The 21,992-nt window shown below is 76.2% G+C and carries 11 protein-coding genes; 8 read left to right on the forward strand and 3 right to left on the reverse strand.

Annotation, left to right across the window (positions count from 1 at the left end):
- The first annotated feature begins 206 nt into the window (after positions 1-206).
- From AC2RP6_RS08350 to AC2RP6_RS08370, 5 genes are all read left to right on the forward strand, one after another.
- The gene (locus tag AC2RP6_RS08350; protein WP_486445613.1) at positions 207-557 is read left to right on the forward strand and encodes a hypothetical protein; all 351 of its coding nucleotides are present in this window, start codon (positions 207-209) and stop codon (positions 555-557) included.
- Positions 550-1,584, forward strand: coding sequence for a polyprenyl synthetase family protein (locus AC2RP6_RS08355; protein WP_486445614.1), 1,035 nt, complete (start codon positions 550-552; stop codon positions 1,582-1,584). The genes AC2RP6_RS08350 and AC2RP6_RS08355 overlap by 8 nt, the downstream gene beginning before the upstream one ends.
- A gap of 85 nt (positions 1,585-1,669) precedes the next feature.
- Positions 1,670-2,857 (forward strand): oxygenase MpaB family protein, encoded by a 1,188-nt coding sequence (locus AC2RP6_RS08360; protein ID WP_486445615.1) that lies wholly within the window; start codon positions 1,670-1,672, stop codon positions 2,855-2,857.
- Positions 2,858-3,047: 190 nt separating this feature from the next.
- Positions 3,048-4,637, forward strand: coding sequence for a molybdopterin-dependent oxidoreductase (locus tag AC2RP6_RS08365; protein ID WP_486445616.1), 1,590 nt, complete (start codon positions 3,048-3,050; stop codon positions 4,635-4,637).
- A gap of 150 nt (positions 4,638-4,787) precedes the next feature.
- Entirely contained in the window at positions 4,788-5,975 is a 1,188-nt protein-coding gene (locus AC2RP6_RS08370) for a serine hydrolase domain-containing protein (RefSeq protein ID WP_486445617.1), read from the forward strand.
- A gap of 22 nt (positions 5,976-5,997) precedes the next feature.
- Here AC2RP6_RS08370 and AC2RP6_RS08375 read toward each other — a convergent pair whose 3' ends face one another.
- The 3 genes from AC2RP6_RS08375 to AC2RP6_RS08385 all read right to left on the reverse strand — a co-directional run bounded on the left by AC2RP6_RS08375 (position 5,998) and on the right by AC2RP6_RS08385 (position 9,615).
- Positions 5,998-7,278: a cytochrome P450 family protein gene (locus AC2RP6_RS08375; protein WP_486445618.1), complete on the reverse strand. Its 1,281-nt coding sequence runs from the start codon at positions 7,276-7,278 to the stop codon at positions 5,998-6,000.
- Positions 7,279-7,362: 84 nt separating this feature from the next.
- The gene (locus AC2RP6_RS08380) at positions 7,363-8,427 is read right to left on the reverse strand and encodes a WD40 repeat domain-containing protein (protein WP_486445619.1); all 1,065 of its coding nucleotides are present in this window, start codon (positions 8,425-8,427) and stop codon (positions 7,363-7,365) included.
- Between the two features lie 294 nt (positions 8,428-8,721).
- Positions 8,722-9,615, reverse strand: coding sequence for a LysR family transcriptional regulator (locus AC2RP6_RS08385; protein WP_486445620.1), 894 nt, complete (start codon positions 9,613-9,615; stop codon positions 8,722-8,724).
- 466 nt (positions 9,616-10,081) lie between these two features.
- On the opposite strand from AC2RP6_RS08385, the gene AC2RP6_RS08390 reads away from it, so the two are divergent.
- Genes AC2RP6_RS08390 through AC2RP6_RS08400 form a run of 3 tightly spaced genes read left to right on the forward strand, consistent with a single transcriptional unit; the run spans position 10,082 to position 21,990 of the window.
- Complete coding sequence (locus AC2RP6_RS08390; protein ID WP_486445621.1) at positions 10,082-17,116, forward strand: SDR family NAD(P)-dependent oxidoreductase; 7,035 nt, start codon at positions 10,082-10,084, stop codon at positions 17,114-17,116.
- Complete coding sequence (locus AC2RP6_RS08395; RefSeq protein WP_486445622.1) at positions 17,109-21,680, forward strand: beta-ketoacyl synthase N-terminal-like domain-containing protein; 4,572 nt, start codon at positions 17,109-17,111, stop codon at positions 21,678-21,680. Before AC2RP6_RS08390 ends, AC2RP6_RS08395 begins: the two co-directional genes overlap by 8 nt.
- The gene (locus AC2RP6_RS08400; protein ID WP_486445623.1) at positions 21,670-21,990 is read left to right on the forward strand and encodes an acyl carrier protein; all 321 of its coding nucleotides are present in this window, start codon (positions 21,670-21,672) and stop codon (positions 21,988-21,990) included. The genes AC2RP6_RS08395 and AC2RP6_RS08400 overlap by 11 nt, the downstream gene beginning before the upstream one ends.
- Positions 21,991-21,992: the final 2 nt, after the last annotated feature.

Below are 21,992 nucleotides of genomic sequence, written 5' to 3' on the forward strand. Positions count from 1 at the left end.
ACGGGTCGTCCGATGCGGCGATGATCACCCGCCAGGAGGAAAGTCGGCGCTCGTGCGAGGGAGATGCCCTGCCGCGGTTCGCCGCACGGGCACGTCACTCGGTTGACTGGCGCGCAGATGAGCAGGGGCGGCCACCGGAGCGATCGATCCGGTGGCCGCCCCTTCCGATGCCACGTGGCGCGACGCGACCAGGAGAGCACCCGAGCATGTCCCAGACCGAACACGACCAGACCGCGCACCAGGAGGAACGGGAGCGTCGGCAGCAGGAACGCCCCGCGAGCGCCGGCTCCGCGTCGGCGTCCCTGGAACTCCTGACGCTGCTCGCCGCCGGGGTGGCCGACCTGGCCCTCGACCAGCTGCGGCAGACCGCCGACCGCGCGCAGGACGCGCTGCGCCGCGCCGATCTGCGCGAGCTGCTCACCGAGGGGGTGGTGGAGCTGCGCAAACGCGGCGAGCTGGCCACCCGCCGGGTGGGCGCGGGCAACGAGAACTACCTGGAGACCATGGCCCGGCGCGCCGCCGAGCAGCACACCTCCGAGGGCCGCCCCTGTGCATGACCACACCGGCTTCAAGGAACGCATCGACGAGGTGCTGGTCCGGCTGGCCGACGAGGAGGAGCGGGCCCTGCTCGGCCTGCACGCCGAACTCACGCCGCTGTCCGAGCAGTTACGCCGGTCCCTGGCCCGCGGCAAGCGGATCCGGGCCGCGTTCCTGTACTGGGGGTGGCGGGCGGCCGGCCAGCCGGACTGCGAGGGCGTGATCCGGGCCGCGGCCGCGATGGAGTTGGTCCACGCGGCGGCCTGCACCCACGACGACATCATCGACGACAGCCGGATGCGGCACGGGCAGCTCACCGCGCACGCCGCCTTCGCCGCGAACGGGCTGCGCTCCACCGCCCTCGCCATGATCCTCGGCGATCTGCTGATGGGGTACGCCGGGCACGTCTTCACCTCCTGCGGGCTGCCCGGCGCCTACCTCGCCCGCACCGTCCCGCTCTGGTCCACCCTGCTGCGCGAGACGATGGCGGGCGAGTTCCTGGAGGTGCTGCGCACCGAGGCGGGGGCGGACCGGGAACCGCTGGTGGCGGAGTCCCTGGAGGTCGCCCGCTTCAAGACGGCCAAGTACACGGTGGAGCGGCCGCTGCACCTGGGGGCCACCCTCGGCGGCGGCTCCCGCGCCCTGCTGGACGCCTTCTCCGGCTACGGCCTCCCGCTCGGCGAGGCCTTCCAGCTGCGCGACGACCTGCTGGGGACCTTCGGCGACCCCGCGCGCACCGGCAAGTCGAACCTGGACGACCTGCGGGACGCCAAACCGACGGCGCTGCTCGCACTGACCGTGGCGGCGGCCGGACCCGACGACCGCCGGCTCCTGACGAAGCTGGTCGGCAACCCGGAACTGGGCGAGGCGGAGGCCTCGTCGGTCCGCGAACTGATGGAGCGGTGCGGGGCCAGGCAGCAGGTCGAGGACATGATCCGGGAGCGCATCGGCCGGGCCGGGGCCGCGCTGGACCTCGCGGCGATGCCCGCGGAGGCCCGGTCCGCGCTGAGCGGGCTGGCCGCGACCGCCGCCGACCGCTCCCTCTGAGGGGCGTCCGGCGGATCGGGGCCGGACCCCCTCGGCCGCACCCCCGCCGTTCGCCTCCCCTCCGCACACGACAAGGACGACCGACGTGAACACCAACGCCACCCAGACCGCCCCGGCGCGCCCCCGCTACGACCACGCCGCGCTCGACGCCCTGAGCACGCAGGGCGATCCGCTCGCCGACGAGACCGTCGCCGAGATGTTCCGCCGCAAGGAGGTCGGTGACCTCAACACCCTCATGCGGTTCTTCACCACCGCCGGCGACAAGCTCCCCGAACAGCTCCCGCAGTCCGCCCGCGCCTACTTCGAGGCGACGGCGATGCCTCCCGGGTGGGTCGACTGGGACGTGATGGAGCAGGCCCGGCTGTTCTTCATGGACAACGCGGCCCACATCAACACCGGCCTGTCCTTCGCCGCCATGCCCGCGACCTACGCGGTCCCCCGGTTGTCCCGGCTGCTGGCCGCGACGCACTCCATGGCGTACCCCTCCCGGCGGATGGCCAACACCGGCCAGTTCGTCACCTACCTGATGCAGACCAACTCCTTCGCGGAGGGCAGCAAGTTCATCCCGGCAGCGCAGAAGGTGCGGCTGCTGCACGCGGCGGTCCGCCACCACCTGCGCCACGGCGGCCACTGGGACGTCGAGAAGGACGGGGTGCCCATCTGCCAGGAGGACATGATCGGGGGCCAGATCTGCTTCTCGCTCCTCGTCCTCGACGCGATGCACCGGCTCGGCATCCACATGAGCGAGGAGGGCGCCGAGGCCTACTTCTACGCCTGGCGGGTCGTGGGCGCCATGCTCGGCTGCGACATGTCGGCGGTGCCGCGGAACCTCGCCGAGGCCCGCGACTACTGCGACCTCTACCTCCTGCGCAACCTCGGCCCCTCCCCCGAGGGGGTCCGCCTCAACGCGCAGCTGATGCGCATGTACGAGGACGTGGTCCCGGGCACCCTCTTCGACCCGATGGTCCCGGCCACCGTCCGGTTCCTCGTCGGCGACACCATCGGCGACTGGCTGGAGATCCCGCGCACCGCCTGGGACACGGCGGCCAAGGCGGTGCCGGTGGTCCTCGGGCTGCTGGAGACCATCGAGGACAGCAGCCCGTACGCGGAATGGGCGCTCGACAAGGCGGGCTCGCTGCTCTCCGGCTTCGAGCTGGCCTCCCTGACCCGGGGCCGGGTGATGCACCACGCCATCCCGGCGGAGCTGAAGGACGACTACGGGGTGAAGGCGCCGCGCACCGGGCGCTGGGTGCCGCCGGCGCCCGTGCACTGAACGGCGCCCGTGCACTGACGGAGTCCGTGCCGACCGGCGCCCGTGCCGGGCGGAGTCCGTACCGGGCGGAGTCCGTACCGGGCGGAGTCCGTACCGGGCGGAGTCCGTACCGAGCGGCGCCGGCACCCGCGGCGGCGCCGTGCCCCCGTGGCTCCGCCCGCCGCGCCGGGGCCGGGGGCACACTGGCGGTGTGAAGGCAGACCCGAGCGGTCCCCGGAGACCGCGCCGTGCGGTGGGTGCCGTCTGCGGGATCGTCGCCGCGTTCGCCGGTCTCGCCGTGGCGGAGCTGGTCACGGCGGCGGTCCGGCCCGAGGCCTCCCCGGTGGCCGCCGTCGGCGCGGTGGTGGTCGACCTGACGCCGCAGGCGGTCCGGGAGTGGGCCATCGACGTGTTCGGCGCCGCGGACAAGGCGGTGCTGACGACCGGTGTCGTCGCCGTCCTCGCCGCGGTGGCCGCCGTGGCCGGGCTGCTCGCCGTACGCAGTCCGCGCGCCGGGGTCGCGGTCGCGGGCGGCTTCGGACTGCTGGGGGCGGCGGCCGCGCTCGGCCGGCCGGAGGCTTCCTGGCCGGACGCGCTGCCCTCGCTCGCCGGCGGCCTGGCCTCGGCCGGTGCGCTGGCGCTGCTGGTCACGGCGGCCGCCCGGCCCCGGCCGGACCGGGCGCCGCCCGGCGACGCCCGGTCGATGGACCGGCGCCGCTTCGTCCGGCTGGTCGTCGGCGTACTGGCGGTGTCGTCCGCGGCCGGTCTCGCCGGACGGCGTCTCGGCGCCCACGGCTCGGCCGGGGCCACGGCTTCCAGGGCGGGGCTGGTCCTCCCTCCGCCCGCCGTGCCCGCGCCGCCGGTCCCGGCCGGCGCGAACCTGCGGGTGCCCGGGCTCGCCCCCTTCATCACCCCGGCCAAGGACTTCTACCGGGTGGACACCGCCCTGGTCGTGCCCCGTGTGGACGCCGACACCTGGCGGCTGCGGATCCACGGCGCGGGGGTGACCCGGCCCCTGACCCTCAGCCTGCGCGAGCTGCTCGCCCGGCCCCTGGTGGAACACGACATCACCCTGTGCTGCGTGTCGAACGAGGTCGGGGGGCCGTACGCGGGCAACGCCCGCTGGCTCGGCGTCCGCCTCGCGGACCTGCTCCGGGACGCCGGGGTGCGACCGCCGTCCCGGGGAGGTCCCGCCGACCAGCTCGTGGCCCGTTCGGTCGACGGCATGACACTGGGCACGCCCGTCGAGACGGTGATGGACGGCCGGGAGGCGCTGCTGGCGGTGGGCATGAACGGGGCTCCGCTCCCCTTCGCGCACGGCTTCCCCGTCCGGATGGTCGTACCGGGGCTCTACGGCTACGTCTCGGCCTGCAAATGGCTGACCGAGCTGCGGCTGACCGGCTTCGACGCGTACGACGCGTACTGGGTCCGCCGGGACTGGGCGCAGCAGGCCCCGGTCAAGACGCAGTCGAGGATCGACACCCCGCGGCCCTACGCCCCCGTGCGGCCCGGCCGGGTGGCCGTCGCGGGCGTGGCGTGGGCGCAGCACCGGGGGATCCGCCGGGTCGAGGTACGGGTGGACGGCGGCCCCTGGCAGGAGGCGCGGCTCGGGGACGCGGACGGCGTGGACACGTGGCGGCAGTGGGTGTGGGCGTGGGAGGCGACGGCCGGGGCGCACACGCTGGAGGTCCGCGCGACGGACGGGACGGGCGCCGTGCAGACGGGGGTCCGTGCCGGGACCGTGCCGGACGGGGCGACCGGCTGGCACGCGGTGGAGGTGCACGTCCGGGCCCTGGGCTGAACCCGCGCGGGGTCACCCGTGCAGCGCCTCCCGCATGCGCTGGGCCGGGGCCGCCGGTTAGCCTGCCGGACAAGGTCCGACAGGGCCCAGGGGGTTGTCCGGCGATCACGCGGTGGGGACGTTCGCCCTCGACCGCATGGAGGCACGCCCGTGCGACACTCCAGGACCTTCACCCTCAGCTGCCTGGGCGGCCTCATGCTGGCCGCCTCGCTGGCGGCCGGCGGGGCCGCCGGGAGCCCGGGGAGCGCCGGGAGCGTCACCCGGCAGTGCCCTGCGGGCCAGGTCTCCCGGGGCGGCACGTGCCTGCCGGACGACACGCAGGAGTTCACCGCGCGGCAGGTCGCGGACGCTCTGAAGACGTACAGGCTGACCGCCGCGATGGCGGGCGTGTGGGTCGACGGGCAGCGGGTGGCGACGGCCGCGGCCGGGGAGTCGATGACGGGCTTCCCCGCGACGACGGACATGCGCTTCCGCATCGGTTCGGTCGCCATCCCCTACATGACCACCGAGCTGCTGAGGCTCGTCGACGAGGGCAGGGTCGGTCTCGACGACAAGCTCTCCCGCTGGCGCCCGGACCTCCCGCACGCGGACGAGATCACGCTGAAGATGCTGGCGTCCGCCTCCTCCGGATACGCGGACTACGTGACGGACAAGGCATTCATCGCCGCTCTGTACAAGAACCCGTTCCGGCACTGGACCGGGGAGGAGCTCGTACGGATCGCCGTGTCCCGGCCCATGGCCCGGCCGCCCGGTACGGGCTTCGCCTACTCCCACGCGAACTGGGTGCTCCTGGGCGACGTCATCTCCAGGGTGGAGCAGCGTCCGCTGGCCGAGGTGATGCGCGAGAACGTCCTGGAGCCGATGGGGCTGGAGCAGACCGCCATCTCCTCCGAGGCCGACATCCCCGCTCCGGTGCTGCACGGCTTCGACAACGAGCGCGGGGTGTTCGAGGACTCCACCTACTGGGATCCCTCGTGGACGCTGGCGGAGGGCGCGGTGATGACCGGGACCCTGGAGGACATGGCGAAGTCCTTCGCGGCGATCGGCGAGGGGAGGCTGCTGACGCCCGCGTCGCACGAGCTCCAGCTCACGCCCGTCGTCAAGGTCGCGGGGGACGCCTCCTTCGCCCTCGGGCTGCCGGTGGTCAACACATGGATCCTGCAGAACCCGTCCTTCGCCGGTTACGCGGGCACGGTCGCCTACCTGCCGTCCCGGAAGCTCGCCATCGCGACGGTGGCGACGCAGGGCCTCGGCAGCACCGTCCAGAACGCCAGCACGAACGTGCTCCGGGCGATCGCCGGCCACCTGGCCCCGGAGCGCCCCCTCGGCCTGGGCTGAAGGGGCGTCCTCCGGGGTGGCTTCAGGCGCGGCGCAGCCGGACGGGCAGCGTCTCGACGCTGTTTCCGATGAAGCTGCGCTGGTGCGGGAGTTCGGCCTCGGGGGTGGCGAGGTCGAGGTCGGGGAAGCGGGTGAAGAGCCGTTCCAGGGCGGTGGTGGCCTCCAGCCGGGCGAGCGGGGCGCCCACGCAGTAGTGGGCGCCGTGCCCGAAGGAGAGGTGGCGGGCGGCCGTGGGACGCGTGATGTCGAAGCGGTCGGCGTCCGGTCCGTGGAAGCCCTGGTCGCGGCCGGCCGCGGTGTACCCGGCGAGGACGGGGGTGCCCTGCGGGACGACGGTGCCGTCGAGGATGAGGTCACGCGTGGGATAGCGGAAGGGGAACCAGCTGACGGGGCCGTCCCAGCGCAGCGTCTCGTCCACGACGTCCGACCAGGTCGCCTTGCCGTCCAGGACCAGGGCGAGCTGGTCGCGGTGCATGCACAGGGCACGGACGGCGTTGCTGATGAGGTTGAGGGTGGTCTCGTGGCCCGCGACGAGCATCAGTCTCATGGTGCCGATGAGTTCGGCCTCGCTGAGCCGGTCCCCGTCGTCCTCGCGGGCGGCGATCAGGGCGCTGGTGAGGTCCTCGCCGGGGTCCGCGCGGCGGGTCGCGGCGATGGTGCCCATGAGCTCGACGAGTTCCCGCACGGCGGCCATCGCCTCGGCCGGGGCGGTGTCGGTGTCGATGATCACTTTGTGGGACAGGTGGTGCAGGCGTCCGCGGTGCTCCGGGTTCACACCGAGCAGCTCGCAGATGACGCTCATCGGGAGCGGGAGCGCGAAGTGCTCACGCAGATCGGCGGTCCCGTCGGGGGAACCGGCCGCCGCCCGGTCCAGGTCGTCGAGGAGTTCGGCGGTGAGCGCCTCGACGCGCGGGCGGAGGCGTGCCACCTGGCGGGCGGTGAAGGCCCTGCCGACGAGGGCGCGCAGGCGCCGGTGGTCGTCCTCGTCGGCGGTGTGCATGCCCTGGGCGTTGGCGAAGGCCCGCAGGGGCCAGTCGCGGGGGATGCCGCCGTCGTGCAGGGCGGGGAAGTGGCGGGCGTCTTTCGCCACTTCGGGGTGGGCGAGGAACTCCTTCAGCGCGTCGTGGCCGAGGACGACCGCTCCGGGCACCCCGCCGGGGAGCACGACCCGCGCGACGGCTCCGTGCTCGGTGCGCAGCCGGGCGTTGAGGGCGTGGGGGCAGCCGCCGGCGGGGTCGATCACGTACGGGACGGCCGGGCCGCCGCCCGGGGTGGGCGGGACGGGTGCGGTGTGCGACGACAAGCCGGATCTCCTGACGTGGTGGACGGAACTCGGTCAACAGTGCGGCTCGGCGGGCGGGTTGGACAAGCCCGCTCCCGTCCCGTCTCAGAACCAGTTGAGGGTCAGGGGGAAGGTCGCGCCCGCGGTGGCTCCGGTGGAGTCGGTGGCGGTGGCGGTGGCGGTGGCGGTGACGCGGGTCGTACCGCTTCCCCAGGGCAGGCCGGTGGCGGCGTACCGGACCGGCGGTTTGCCGCCGGTGGCGGCGAGCCGGATGGTGCAGGGCTGGTTGAACGTGCAGGTCTGCGGCCCGGGGTCGGTGAACCGTAGGCCGCCGGAGGTGGGCGTCGGGGTCGGTGTGGGGGTGGGGGTCGGCGCCGGGGTGGTTCCGCAGCCGGGGGTGGCCTGCGGCGGCAGCGGCACCCGCCAGATCCGGGTGTCGTTCTCCGACCCGACCAGCAGGTTCGCGCAGTCGGCGTACGTCACCGTCTCACCCTGCGACTGCGCCGGGAGGGCGACGTCGGCGAGCTTGGCCCCGGTCGCGTCGTGGACGGAGGCGGTGTGCGCGCCGAGCGGCCCGCCGCTGCGCAGGACGTAGGAGGCGCCGGACGGGGAGAAGGCACCGTCGGTGGCGAACACCGGCGCGGCTCCGACGGCCGTGAGGGTGTTGACCTGTCCGGTGAGCGGCGGCAGCGGGGCCCGGTAGAGACGTCCGGCGGCGCCGATGAGCTTGCTCGCGACGTACATCCGGCCGGAGACGGGGTCGGCGAGCAGGGACTCGGCGTCGTGCCGGCCGTCGGCGTAGGAGAAGCGGTACGTCACCGGTGTGACGACGGCGTCGGTGAGCCGCTCCGGCTCGGGGAAGCCGTGGACGGAGATCTCGGCGCGCCCGCTGACGTTGTCCCCGATGTCGCCGACGAGGATCGCCGGGCCGCCGGAGGCGTCCTTGCCGAGCGCCAGGCCCTCCCAGTCGGTGTTGCCGACCCCGGCGAGGCTGAGGGTCGCGGCCAGTCGGCCGGTCGTGGTGCTGCAGTCGACGGCGAAGACCTGGTTGCTGTTGCCGCTGTCGTTGACGGCGTAGAAGACACCGGGGTGCCTGCGGCTCATGGCGAGGCCGCTGAGCTCGGCCAGTCCGCCGGGCAGGGTGCACTGCTTCTCCGGCGCCGGGGACACGACGGCGGCGGCCGCCGGGCCGGGCGGTGGCGGCGGCCGTCCGGGCGACCGCGGTCAGGAGCGTGGCGAGGGCCGCGGTCGCGAGGCCGGCGGCGCGCGGGGCTGTCAGGCGTGGGGACATGCGGACAATGTGGGGGCGGGCACGGTGCGGTGCCAGGCCCGACCGCGCGCCGTTCGAGCATCGTTCAATGCCGCGGGCGCATGTGCCGCGCCACGCCGGCCGGTCGTGCGGCCCGCGCACGGCCCGGCCCATGCCGTGGCGGCATGCCCCGCACCATGCCGCGCGTGCATGGCTCAGCGCACGGGCTCGCGGACCGGGGCCTTGTGCCCGGCCTGCGCGATGAACGCGCGGGCGGCGCGGCTCAGCGGCCGCCGGGCGTGGGCGATGCCCACGGGGCGCAGCAGGGGCGGGGTGAAGGAGCGGATCTCGGCCCGGTTCCCGAACGCCCGCAGCACCACGTCCCGGTACCAGATGAGGGAACCGCGGCCGTCCGTCACGCCGGTCACCCAGGCCAGGCGTTCGTCGACCTCCAGGGAGGGCACGGGCCGCACCCCGAGGCAGCTGAACATGGCCTCCATCTCGGTGCGCCGGCCGGTCCCCGGGGTGGGCAGCACCATCGGCAGGCCGTCGAGCATGCGGAACGGCACCGGGTCGGGCAGCCGGGAGCCGTTCGGCGAGATCAGCACGACCTCGCGTTCCTGGATGAAGTGGGTGGAGAGTTCCTTGTCGACGGGCAGGTCGACCAGGGCCAGTTCGGAGCGTCCCTGGGTCAGGGCCTCGACCAGTGCCTCGCGGCTGCCGTGCTGCTGGAGCCGCACGTCGACGTTCGGATGGCGTTCGGTGAAGGCGACGATCAGGTCGGCGGCCAGGTCCAGGGCGAGGGTGGGCGTGCTGACGAGCGTGAGCACCGACCCGGTGTCCTTGCCGTGGGAGATCCCGATGTCGTCGATGGCCTCCACCGCGTTGAGCACGGTACGGGCCAACCGGACGACCCGGGCCCCCTCCGGCGTGAGGTCCACCCCCCTTCCCCGGCGGGCGAGGAGTTCGACGCCCAGGTCCCGTTCCATGGCCTGGACGGCCCGCGACAGGGCGGACTGGGCGACGAAGACCGAGGCCGCGGCGCCGGTGATGGACCGGCAGTCCGCGACGGCGACGAGGTACCGGAGCTGTGCGAGGGTCGGCGTCATGACCGGACGGTAACCGCGCGGGGCCGTACCTGTAAGGGCTCGTCCCGTGAACAACTTCCCGCGGTGGGCGTGACGTTCATGCCCGGTGGGCGGCCAGGCATACCGGTGCGGCATGCCCCCGCGTGCGCCCTGCGCCGGCCCGCGGGGCCGGGCCGGTCGCGGCGGGGCGCCGATCGCCGCAGGTCACCGGCGCGGCGGGGGTGGGAGGCCGGTCCGCCCTCGGAACGCGCCCGGCGGGCACGGGGTACCGATAATGCGAAGCTCCGCGCTCCGCACGGCTGTTGACAGTGCACTGCGGGCCCCGCACGATGCAACGCGGCGTCCGGGCGTTTGACCACCGTTCAAGCCCGCCGCGTCTCCCGGCCGTGCCGCTCCCCCCGCTCGCCGACCGCCGCCCGCCCGCTCGTTCTCCCGTTCTTCCGTCCTGCCATGCGTCATGTCACACAGCACTGGAAGAGGAGCGCTTGTGATCCCCCATCCCCCACCGTCACCCGCCGTCCGCGACCTCGTCGTCGCGGTGTGCCCCTTCGAGGAGCCCCGCCCGGGGATCGTGACCGCCGCCGAGCGGGCCGGGGCCCTCGGGCTGCTCGATCTCGGACGGGACGCCGGCGCCGCCCGCCGTGCCCTCGCCGAGACGGGCCGCCGGCTCGCCGGCGCCTCCCGGGCCCCCGGCGCGAGCGCGGGCCGGCACGGGGTGCGGATCCCCGCACACTGCCCCGTCGCCCCCGGGAACCTCCCCGCGCAGGTGGACACGGTGCTGCTCGCCGACCCCGCCTCGCTCACTCCCGGGCGGGTGGCGGCCTGGGCCGGAGCCGCGGGCCGGCCCCGCGTCTGGGCCGAGGTCACCGGCCCGGCGGAGGCGGCCGCCGCGGTGGCCGCGGGCGTGCGGGCCCTCGTCGCCAAGGGGCACGAGGCCGGCGGCCGGATCGGCGGGACGACCACCTTCGTCCTGCTGCAGCAGCTCCTCGGGGACCCGGCCGTCACCCTGCCCGTGCTGGCCTTCGGCGGGATCGGTCCACACACGGCCGCAGCGGCCGTCGCGGGCGGGGCCGCCGGGGTGCTGCTCGACGTCCAACTGGCCCTTACCGTCGAGGGCGAGACCGACCTGCCGGACGAAGTGGCCTCGGCCCTGCGCGCGATGGACGGTTCGCAGACCAGGATCCTGGACGGTCACCGGGTGTTCGCCCGACCCGACCTGACCCCGCCCGAGGGCGCGGTGCCCACGCTGCTGGGTGCCCGGGACCTGCGCGCGCAGCTCCTGCCCGTCGGGCAGGACGGGGCGTCCGCGGCCCGGCTGGCCGCCCGCCACCGGACCACCGGCGGCGTGCTGCAGGCCGTACGGGCGGCCGTCACCGGGCACCTGGCGGACGCCGTACGGGCCGCACCCCTCCGGCGGCCGCTGCCCGTCGCGCAGGGACCGATGACCCGGGTGAGCGACCAGGCGGCCTTCGCCGAGGCGGTCGCCGCCGGGGGTGGGATCCCGTACCTCGCCCTGGCCGTGATGCGGGGCCCGGAGGTACGCCGGCTCCTCGCCGAGACCGCCGAGCGGCTCGGGGACCTCCCGTGGGGCGTGGGCCTGCTCGGCTTCGCCCCGCCCGAGCTGCGGCGCGAGCAGCTCGCGGCCGTCACCGCGGCCCGGCCCCCGCACGCGATCGTCGCCGGAGGCACTCCGGCGCAGGCCGCCCCGCTGGAGGCCGCCGGGATCCGCACCCACCTGCACGTGCCCTCGCCCGGCCTGCTGGAGCGGTACCTCGCGGAAGGAGCGCGGCGGTTCGTCTTCGAGGGCCTGGAGTGCGGCGGGCACGTCGGACCGCGCGCCTCCTTCCCCCTGTGGGAGGAGCAGATCGAACTGCTGCTGTGTTCCTGCCCCGACCCGGCGGCCCTGGACGTGCTGTTCGCGGGCGGGATCCACGACGACCGGTCGGCCGCGATGGCGGTGGCGGCCGCCGCCCCGCTGGCCGCGCAGGGCGCCCGGGTCGGGGTGCTCATGGGCACCGCGTACCTGTTCACGGAGGAGGCCGTGGCGGCCGGCGCGGTGCTGCCGGGCTTCCAGCGGACGGCGGTGGAGTGCACGGACACCGTGCTGCTGCACACCGCGCCCGGCCACGCGACCCGCTGCGCGGCCACCCCGTACGCCGCGACGTTCGAGGCGACCCGGCGGCGGCTCACGGACGGCGGCGTCGAACCGCGGGAGGTGTGGGAAGAGCTGGAACGACTCAACCTGGGCCGGCTGCGGATCGCGAGCAAGGGCCTGCGGCGGCCGCCGGGCGGCGGCGCGCCGGAACCCGTCTCCGAGGAACGGCAGGCGGCGGACGGGCTGTTCATGCTCGGGCAGGCGGCGACCCTGCGCACGCGGACCACCACGGTCGCGGCCCTGCACGGCCAGGTCACCGAGGGGGCCACCGCGTGGCTGGCGCGGCGGGCCGAGGAGCTGACGGGCGAGGAGCCGACGACCGCCGGGCGGCCGCGCGAGGAGGCCGACCCGCTCGACGTCGCCATCGTGGGCATGGCCTGCGCCTACCCTGGCGCGCCGGACCTCGCCGCCTACTGGGCGATGGTCCTCGCCGGGACCGACGCCGTCACGGAGGTACCGGCCGACCGCTGGGACCCGGAGCTCTACTACGACGCCGATCCGGCCCGGGCCGGGGAGCGCACGCCCTCCCGCTGGGGCGGCTTCCTCGGCCCGGTGACCTTCGACGCGCTCGCGCACGGCATTCCGCCCGCCTCCCTCTCCGCGATCGAACCGGTGCAGCTGCTGGCCCTGGAGATCTCCGCACGGGCCCTCGGCGACGCGGGCTACGGCCGGGACCGCGCCTTCGACCGCTCCCGGACCTCGGTCGTCTTCGGTGCGGAGGCCGGTACCGAACTGGCCGGAGCCTACGGGCTGCGGGCCCTGCACCCGGCCTACCTCGGGGAGCTCCCCGACGCCCTGGACGAGCAGCTTCCACGGCTCACCGAGGACTCCTTCCCCGGCATCCTCGCCAACGTCATCGCCGGCCGGGTCGCCAACCGCCTCGACCTGGGCGGAGCGAACTGCACCGTCGACGCCGCATGCGCCTCCTCCCTCGCCGCGCTCGACCTGGCCTGCCGGCAACTGCGCGACGGTGACAGCGACATGGTGCTGTGCGGCGGCGCCGACGTGCACAACGGCATCAACGACTACCTGATGTTCGCCTCCGTGCGCGCCCTGTCCCCCGGAGGCCGCTGCCGGCCCTTCGACGCCTCCGCCGACGGGATCGCCCTCGGTGAGGGCGTCGGCGCGGTCGTACTGAAGCGGCTGGCGGACGCCGAACGCGACGGCGACCGGGTGTACGCCGTGATCAAGGCGGTGGGGGCCGCCAGCGACGGGAGGTCCCTCGGCCTGACCGCCCCCCGGCCCGAGGGCCAGCGACGGGCCCTGGAACGGGCCTACGCGCGAGCGGGCGTCTCCCCGGCCGACGTCGGCCTGATCGAGGCGCACGGCACCGGAACGGTGGTGGGCGACAGCACCGAACTGACCGTGCTGAGCGAGCTGTTCACCGCGTCCGGCGCCCCCGTCGGAGCCTGTGCGCTGGGCTCGGTGAAATCACAGCTCGGGCACACCAAGTGCGCGGCCGGGCTCGCCGGACTGATCAAGGCGGCCCGGGCCGTGCACACCGGTGTCCGGCCGCCCACCCTCCACATCGACACCCCCAACCCCGCCTGGCGGCCGGAGACCAGCCCCTTCTCCTTCGACACGCGGCCGCGCCCCTGGGCCGTGCCCGCGCGGCGGCGCGTCGCCGGGGTGAGTGCGTTCGGCTTCGGCGGAACCAACTACCACGCGGTGCTCGCCGGTTACGGGGGTGCGGACGAGCCGCGGCACGGCCTGGAGGAGTGGCCGGCCGAGCTGTTCTGCTTCCGCGGCACGGACCGCCGGTCCGCGGCCCGCGCCATGGCACGGCTCGCGGCGCGCCTGGAGCAGAACGACACCGCCGGACGCCCCTGGGCCCTGCGGGACCTGGCGGCCGAGACCGCCGCCGACGGGACCGGCCCGGTGACGGTGGCGGTCGTGGCCGCGGACCTCGACGAGCTGGCGGTCCGGCTGGAACGGGCCCGGGCGTTCACGGCGGGCGACGGGGTCCACGTACGGGCGGACGGAACGGAGCCGGGCGGGGTGGCGTTCCTCTTCCCCGGCCAGGGCAGCCAGCGACCCGGCATGTGCGCCCCGTGGTTCACCGCCTTCCCCGGCCTGCGCGGCCTGCTGGACACGGCTCCCCCGCGGGTGGTGTCGGCGATGTTCCCGCCCGCCGCGTTCACCGCCGAGGGGCGGGCCGCGCAGCGGGCCGCGGTCACGGACACCCGGGTGGCGCAGCCGGCCCTCGGCCTGGCCGGGGCCGCGGCGCACCTGCTGCTCGGTGAACTCGGCGTACGGCCCGACTCCGTGGCCGGGCACTCGTACGGGGAGCTCACCGCGCTGTGGGCGGCCGGCGCCTACGACACGGCGAGCCTGCTGCGGCTGAGCGAGCGCCGCGCCGGGGCGATCCTGGCGGCGGCCGGCAGGGATCCGGGGACGATGGCGGCGGTCTCGGCGGCGCCGGACGAGGTACGGGACCTCGCCGCCCGCGCGGGTTGCGCGGTCGCGAACCACAACGCCCCCCGGCAGTGCGTGATCTCGGGCCCCTCCCCGGCGGTCGCAGCGGCGGTGACGGCGCTGCGGGAGGCGGGCCTGTCGGCCGAGCCGATCCCGGTGGCGTGCGCGTTCCACAGCGAGGTGGTGGCGGGGGCCGCGGCCGACCTGGCCCGCGAACTGGCCGGGACGGCGGTGGCCGTCCCGGGTATCCCCGTCTGGTCGAACACGACGGCCGGGCCGTATCCGGCGACGGCCGAAGGGGTACGGGACCTGGCCGCACGCCAGCTCGCGGAGCCGGTCCGGTTCGTGGAACAGGTGGAGGCCATGTACGCGGCCGGCGTCCGGACCTTCGTGGAGTCGGGGCCCGGCCGGGTCCTGAGCGGACTCGTCGGCCGGATCCTCCACGAGCGCCCGCACACGGTGGTCCCCCTGGACGTGCCGGGCGAGCACGGGCTGGTCCGGCTGGTCACGGCACTGGCCGAACTGACGGCGGCGGGCGTCCCGGTGGCGCCGGACGCGCTCTTCCGGGGCCGCACCGTCCGCCTCCCCGACCGGGCCCCGCGGCGCCCCGGCTGGCTCGTCGACGGACACCTGGTCCGCACCTCGGACGGCACCCCGGTCCCGGGCGGCCTGCGCCCGGCCCGACGAGTCCGGGCCCACCCGGCCCCGGAGAAGGAGACGACGATGGCCGACGAAGGCAAGGGCCGCGAGGAGGCGGTACTGGAGTACCTGCGCGGCGTCCGCGCACTGGTCGAGGCCCAACGGGACGTCCTGGTCACCTACCTGGGAGCCTCGCCCCCGGCCGCGGTGCACGGTGTTTCCGGCGGGACGGGGAGCGGCCCGGGACGCTCCCCGCAGGACACCGAACGCGGCCCCGCCGGGATATCCGGCCCCGAGCACCGTCCGGCGCCGGAGGAGACGGCCCGGCACGCGCCCGGCCCGGCGGGCACCGACGCCGCCGACACCCCCGCCCCCGCCGGTGCTCCCGCCGTCCGCTCCGCCGCCGACGTCATGGACGTGGTCCTGGAGATCGTCCACATCCGGACGGGCTACCCCCTGGACATGCTCGACCCCGAGCTGGACCTGGAGGCCGACCTCTCCATCGACTCCATCAAGCGCGTGGAGATCATCGGAGCCCTCGCCGACCGGATCGGCCTCCCCCAGGACCCGGGCGGCTCCGCCGAGTCCGCGGTCGAGGAGCTGTCCCGGCTGAAGACCCTGCGCGGCATCGTGGACTGGGTCACCGCCCACGGCGGCGGCGCCCCGGCGGCCGGAGCGGCCCCCGGCACCGACCCCACCACGCCCCCGACACCCGTGCCGGCCCCCAGGCCCGCACCCGCACCCGCACCCGAGCTCACCCCGGCCGCCGCTGCGGCCCCGGCCGCCGCCCCGGCACCGGCTCCGGCCGCGGCGCCCGGCGCCCCATCCGCCGCCCGGCTCCGGGTGGGCCTGTCCCCGCTCCCCGCGCCCGACAGCGACCCGGCGTGCCTGCGCGGCAGCCGCATCGGCATCGTCGAGGACGACCAGGGCCTCGCGCCCGCCCTCGCCGCAGCCCTGGAGGCGCTGGGCGCCGAGCCGCGGACCGTGCCGGAGGCCGGGGCCGCGGCCGACACCGGAACCGGAACCGGATTGGACGGCATCGTCGACCTGTCCCCCCTGCGGGCCGGGGCCGGGCCCGTCCTGCCCGGCGCCTTCACCGGGCTGCGGAGCGCCCTGACCGCCGGTGTGGCACGCCTCCTCCTGGTGACCGCCTCCGGCCACACCGGCGGCCCGGCCGGCCCCGGCTCCCCCGCCGGAGCCGGCCTGCACGGATTCGCCCGCAGCGCCGCCCTCGAATTCCCGGCCACCCTGGTGCGCGCGGTGGACGTCCACCCCAAGGAGGACCCGGAGCGCGTCGCGGCCCAGCTCGTCGCGGAACTGGCCGGCCCGGCCCCGGCCGCCGCGGCCGCCGGCGGAGCGCCCGCCTCCGTCGGCTACACGCCCGAGGGCACCCGCGTCACGCGCCGGCCCGTACCGGCGCCCCTGCCGGCCCGGTCGGCGTCCCCCGCCCTCCTGGACCCGGGCTCGGTGGTCCTCCTCACGGGCGGGGCCCGCGGGATCACCGCCCGTACCGCGCTCGCCCTGGCCCGCGCCACCGGATGCCACATCGAACTCGTGGGGCGCACGCCCCGGCCGGAGTCCGCCGACGACCCGTTCGGCCAGGCCCAGGACCGCGTCGCGCTGCGCGCCGCCCTGATCGCCTCCGGCCTGCGCAGGCCCGCGGAGATCGAGGCCGCCGCCTCGCGGATCCTCGCCGGGCGCGAGGTGCGCACCACCCTGACCGCGCTGGCCCGGGTGGCCGCCTCCGTCCGCTACCACTGCGCCGACGTCACCGACGAGCGCGCCGTACGGACGGTCGTGGCCGACGTACGGGAGCGCCACGGACGGCTGGACGGCATCGTGCACGGCGCCGGCGTCCTGCGCGACGGGCTGCTGCGCGACAAGCGGCCCGAGGACTTCGCCGAGGTGTTCACGACGAAGGTGGCCGGCGCCCGGCACCTGGCCGCCGCGGCCGCCGAGCACGGCTCCTGGCCGGCACCCCGCTTCCTCGCCCTGTTCGGGAGCGTCGCGGGGGTGTACGGCAACCGCGGGCAGAGCGACTACGCCGCGGCCAACGACGCCCTCGACGGCTTCGCGCACACCTGGGCGGAGTCCTTCCCCGGGCGGGTGCTGTCCGTCGACTGGGGCCCCTGGGCGGCCGAGGCCGGCGGGATGGTCACCCCCGAACTGGAGCGCGCCTACACCCGGCGCGGTGTCCCGCTCCTCGCGCCGGAGGCGGGCACGGCCGCCTTCCTCGACGAACTGGCCCGCGGGAACGACGTACAGGTCGTCCTGATGGCCGGGCCCGCGGTGGAGGTCGGCGCCGATGAGTGAGCGACGGACCGGCACCGGACCCCGCCCGACCGACGCCGCGATCGTCGGGATGGGCGCGGTGTTCCCGGGAGCCGCCGACCTGGCCTCCTACCGCCGCAACCTCCTCGCGGGTACGGACTCCATCGGCGAGGTCCCGCCGGAACGCTGGGACCCGGAGGTCTACTTCGATCCGGAGGCGGCCACCGGGCCCGCGGCGGGCGACCGTTTCTACTGCCGGCGCGGCGGCTTCGTCGACGGCCTCGCCGCCTTCGACCCGACCCGGTTCGGGATCATGCCGGCCGCCGTGGAGGGCGCCGAACCCGACCAGATGCTGGCCCTGCACGCGACGGCCGAGGCGATCGCCGACGCCGGCGGCGAGGACCGGCTGCCGGCCGACCGCGCACGCATCGGGGTGGTGCTGGGCCGGGGCGGGTTCATGGGGGTGGCCACCGCACGGCTCGACCAACGCGTGCGCACCGCGCACCAGTTGGCGCAGACCCTGCGGGAGCTGGCGCCGGAGCTGGACGAGCGGCGGATCGCGGCGGTGCGGTCGGCGTTCCAGGAGGCGCTGGGCCCCGAGCGGCCCGAGGCGTCGATCGGGCTGGTCCCCAGCTTCACCGCGGCCCGGACCGCGAACCGGCTGGACCTGCGCGGGCCCGCCTACACCCTCGACGCCGCCTGTGCCTCCTCCCTGCTGGCGGTGGACCAGGCCGTGGGGCTGCTGGCGACGGGACGCTGTGACGCGGTGGTCGCGGGGGCGGTGCACCACTGCCACATCGCGACGCTGTGGAGCGTCTTCACCCAGTTGCGGGCGCTCAGCCCCAGCGAACGCATCCGGCCCTTCGACCGCAGGGCCGACGGGACCCTGTTGTCCGAAGGCACGGGAGTGGTCCTCCTCAAGCGGCTGGCGGACGCCGAGCGGGACGGCGACCGCGTGTACGCGGTGGTCCGCGGGACGGGCGTGGCCGGGGACGGCCGGGCGGCGAGCCTGATGAGCCCGCTGGTCGCGGGCCAGGTACGGGCGCTCGAACGGGCCTGGCGCGAGGCCGGCCTGGACCCGCGGGAGCCGGGCGCGCTGGGGCTGCTGGAGGCGCACGGTACGGGCACCCCGGTCGGCGACGCCGCCGAACTGGACACCCTGGCCCAGGTGTTCGGACCACCCGGGCCGCACGGCGGGCCCGGGATCGGCTTCGGTTCGGTGAAGTCGATGCTCGGCCACACCATGCAGGCCTCCGGTATGGCCGGGCTGATCAAGGCCGCGCTCGCGGTGCACGAGGGGGTGCTGCCGCCGACGCTGCACCTGGAGGAGCCGCACCCGGACCTGGTCCGGACCCGGATGCGGCCGGTGACCGCGGCGCAGCCCTGGGAGCGCGGTCGGGCGCCCCGCCGGGCCGGGGTCAACGCCTTCGGCTTCGGCGGGATCAACGCGCACGTGGTCCTGGAGGAGGCCCCGGCGTCGGCGCGGCCCCGGCTGCCGGTGCGGCGGTTCCTGCCGCTGGGCGGCGCGGCCGCGCCGGTGGGCCCGGCCGCGCCCGGTGACGTGCTCCTGATCGGGGCGGACACCCCGGAGGAGCTGTCGGCGCGGCTGGCGGCCGCCTCCCCGGTGTCCGGGGGCGAGGGCCCCTGCCGGGTCGCGGTGGTCGGGCCGACGCCGCAGCGGCTCGCCCTGGCGGGCAAGGCGGTGGCGCGCGGCCGCCCGTGGCGCGGGCGCGGCGACGTGTGGTTCGCGCCGGAGCCGCTGGGCGGGCGGGTGGCGTTCCTGTTCCCGGGCCTGGAGCCGGAGTTCGCTCCGGTGGTCGATGACGTCGCGGAACGGTTCGCGCTGGCGCCGCCCCGTCTCACCCGCGGCGAGTCGCTCGTGGAACGGGCCCTGGACGCCCTGGCGACCGGCCGGTTCTTCGCCCGGGTCCTGCCGGCCCTCGGCGTCGAGGCCGACGTGCTGGCGGGTCACAGCCTGGGCGAGTGGGCGGCGATGGTGGCCGCCGGGATGTATCCGCAGGAGGCGGCCGACACCTTCCTGGACTCACTGGGCCCGGGCGACCTGAAGGTCCCGGACCTCGTGTACGCGGCGCTGGGCTGCGGCGCGCCGCGGGCGCGGGCGGCGCTGCACGGCTTGGACCGGGTGGTGGTCAGCCACGACAACTGCCCGCACCAGTCGGTGGTGTGCGGTGATCCGGGCCAGGTGGCGGCCGTGGTCGCCCGCCTGCGGGCCGACGGGGTCCTGGGGCAGGAGCTGCCGTTCCGCTCCGGTTTCCACACCCCGATGTGGGAGCCCTACCTCGGCCAGGTCCGTGCCGCCTTCGGCCGGCTGCCGCTCGCGCCGGGCTCCGTACCCGTGTGGTCGGCGACGACGTGCGCGCCGTTCCCGTCGGCCCCGCAGGACGTGCGGGACCTGGTGGTGCGGCACCTGCTGGAGCCGGTCCGTTTCCGCGAGCTCACCGTGGCGCTGTACGAGCAGCAGGGCGTGCGGACCTTCGTCACCCTGGGGCCGGGGAGCCTGCCGGGCTTCGTGGAGGACACCCTCCGCGACCGCCCCCACCTGTCGGTGTCCACCTCTTCGCCCCGGCTCGGCGGACTCGCGGCCCTCGACCGCGCGCGCGCCGCGCTCTGGACGGAGGGCCACGCGGTGTTCCCCGCGGGAGGCCCGGCGGGGTGCGGGACCGGCCCGGCCCCGGTCCCGGCGGCGGCCGGGCGGAGCGCCGCGGGCGCCGGGCGGGGCCGGGCCTCGGCCCTGGACCTGGGATCGCCCTTGGTCCGGCTCGGCGAACCGGCCCGGGCCTCCCTGGCCGGGCTCCTCGGCCCGGCCCCGGCCGCGGCAGAGCCCCGTGCGGACCGGCCGGTGCTGCTGTCCGCGCTGGACGCCGTACTCGCCGACACCGGCGCGGCCGCCCGCGCCGTCACCGATGCCTGGGCGGCCTCCGTCTCCGGCGCGGGTACCGGTCCGGGAGCGGGCCGGCGGCCCGGGCCGGAGGCCGGATCGGCGACGCGGACGGTGCGGTACTCGCTCGCCGCCCTGCCCTACGTACGGGACCACTGCGTGTACCTGCAGCCCGACGGCTGGGCCGAGGACTCCGACCGGTTCCCCGTGGTGCCCATGACGACCATGCTGGAGCTGGCCGCCGAGGCCGCCCGGCGCCACGCCGCGCCCGGCTCCGCCGTCATCGGCTACGAGGACGTCCGCGCCTTGCGCTGGCTCGCCGTCGAACCGGCCGTCGACCTCCCGGTCTCCGTCCGTCCCGACGGGCCCGGACGGATGCGCGTCGCGCTCGGCGCGTACGCCACCGCGGTCGTGCTGTTCGGCGAGGCGTACGGGCCGCCGCCCGCCCCCGACGGCACGCCGCTGCGCGACGCCGGGCCGGCCCCCGTGAGCGCCGCGGCCCTCTACCGGGACCGGTGGATGTTCCACGGGCCGCGTTTCGCCGGGGTCCACGAGGTCCGGACCGTCGGTTCGGACGGCATCCGGGGCGTGCTGCGGGCCCTGCCCGACCCGGGTGCGCTCCTGGACGCCGCCGGGCAGCTCTTCGGGCACTGGATGCAGCTGCGGCTCCCGGTGGACCGGCTGGTGTTCCCGGCCACCGTGGACCGCATCCGGTTCTACGGCCCGCCACCGGCCCCGCGGACGCTGCTCGCCGCGACCGCCCGGGTCCGTGCCGTGCAGGACCTCAGCGTGCGCGGGGACGTCGAGCTGAGCCGACCCGGCGGCGGGGTGTGGGCGCGGATCGAGGGGTGGACGTACCGCCGGTTCGGCGCCGACGAGCGGGTCTGGCCGATGAAGTTCACCCCGGAGGTCTGCGGCATCGGAGAGCCCCGGCCCGAGGGCTGGTGCCTGGCCCGGCGCCGCTGGAGCGATCCCGCCTCCCAGGAGTTGGTGATGCGCCGCTACCTCGGGGCCGCCGAACGGGAGGTCTACGAGCGGCTCGCGCCGCGGGCCCGGGCGCCCTGGCTGCTGGGCCGGATCGCGGCGAAGGACGCACTGCGCGGGCTGCTGTGGGACGGCGGGGCCGGGCCGGTGTTCCCGGCCGAGGTGCCCGTCGGCAACGACCCCGCCGGCCGGCCGGTGGCCGAGGGGCCGCTGACCCGCGGCTTCCGGCTGTCGCTCTCCCACAAGGACCGGATCGCGGTCGCCCTCGCCCACCCCACCCGCCCGGTCGGCATCGACGTCGAGTCGGTGACCGCCGATCCGGGCGCGCTGGTACGGATCGCCCTCGGTCCGGACGAACTCCGCCTGGCCGAACGCCTCGCCGCACACCTCGCCGGGGAGCGGGCCGTCCACGGGGACACCGGCCTGCCGGTCGCGCTGACCGCGCTGTGGTGCGCCAAGGAGGCCGCCGCGAAGGCGGCCGGCACCGGGCTGGCCGGCCGGCCGCGGGACTGGCGGGTGGCCGGCGACCCGGATCCCGGCGGGCTGGTCGTGACGTCCCCCGACGGCATCCCGTACCCGGTCCGCACCACCCTCCTGCCCGGCCTCTCGGCTCCGCTCGCCGACGCACCCCCCGTCCACGTCGTCGCCTGGACCCCCCACACCGCGGCGGCGGCGCCGCCCGCCGTCCCCTTCACCCTCACGGAGACCCGTCATGGCAACTGACATCCTCGCCGAGATCACCGGCATGCTCGTGGAGATCGTCGGCGACGAGTGCCTCCTCGCGGAGGAGGTCACGATGAAGACGACCTTCAACGAGGACCTCGCCCTGGAGAGCGTGGAGTTCGTCGCGCTCGCCGAGCTGCTCCACCACCGCTACGGCGCCGACGTGGACCTGATGGGCTTCCTCGCGGAGAAGGACATGGACGCCATCCTGGCCATGTCCGTCGGGGAACTCGTCTCCCACATCGGCCGGATCACGCGGACGTCCCTGGCCCGGGTCTCGGCGGGCGGACCGTCCGCGTCGGCCGGCTGAGC

It is taken from the genome of Streptomyces sp. WAC03905, from assembly GCF_057371075.1.